The following is a 640-nucleotide window of genomic DNA, read 5'->3' on the forward strand; positions in this document are numbered from 1 at the left end:
ACCGTTGGGGTGGGCAGGAAGTGACCGCTGTATACAACCCTTTTGATGTACTACTACTGTTCCAAAAGCGCCAGTTTAGCCCCTATTGGTTTGAGAGCGCTACACCGACCTTTTTAATCGATATTTTGAAGCAGCGGGGGGTGTTCAGCCCTCGGCTAGATAAGATGCAAGCCAAAGCGCAGTTGTTGGGACGTTTTGATGTGGACGACATCACCACGGAAGGACTGCTGTTTCAGACCGGTTACCTCACGATTAAGCATCTCACGGAGCCGATGGTGGGGTATCAGCTCTACACGCTAGGCTTTCCCAACCAGGAAGTGGAAAGCAGCCTTAATGAGATGCTGCTGCCTGTTCTAGGGCTTCGTGATAGCGAGCTACAAAGTTATCAGTTGGCGTTGTTAGAAGTGTTACAAACGCACGATTTAGCTGGATTGGAAAATCACCTCAAAGCCCTTTACGCCGGGCTGCCCCACGATTGGTACCGCAACAACCCCATCGCTCAGTATGAGGGGCATTATGCGAGTGTCTTCTATAGCCACTTCGCCGCCTTGGGCGTGGGCGTCACGGTGGAAGACGCTAGCCATTTCGGCAAAGTGGATATGACAGTGGATTTCGCCGGGCACATTTATCTATTTGAGTT

Annotated in this window: 1 protein-coding gene; it reads left to right on the top strand. The window is 51.2% G+C overall.

What is annotated here, in order from left to right; genetic code table 11:
• Positions 1-640, top strand: a 640-nt coding sequence (locus RZA33_RS19340; RefSeq protein ID WP_317509371.1) for a PD-(D/E)XK nuclease domain-containing protein, incomplete at both ends; no start/stop codon positions are given.

The organism is Halovibrio sp. HP20-59, assembly GCF_033052795.2.
Classification (GTDB): domain Bacteria; phylum Pseudomonadota; class Gammaproteobacteria; order Pseudomonadales; family Halomonadaceae; genus Vreelandella.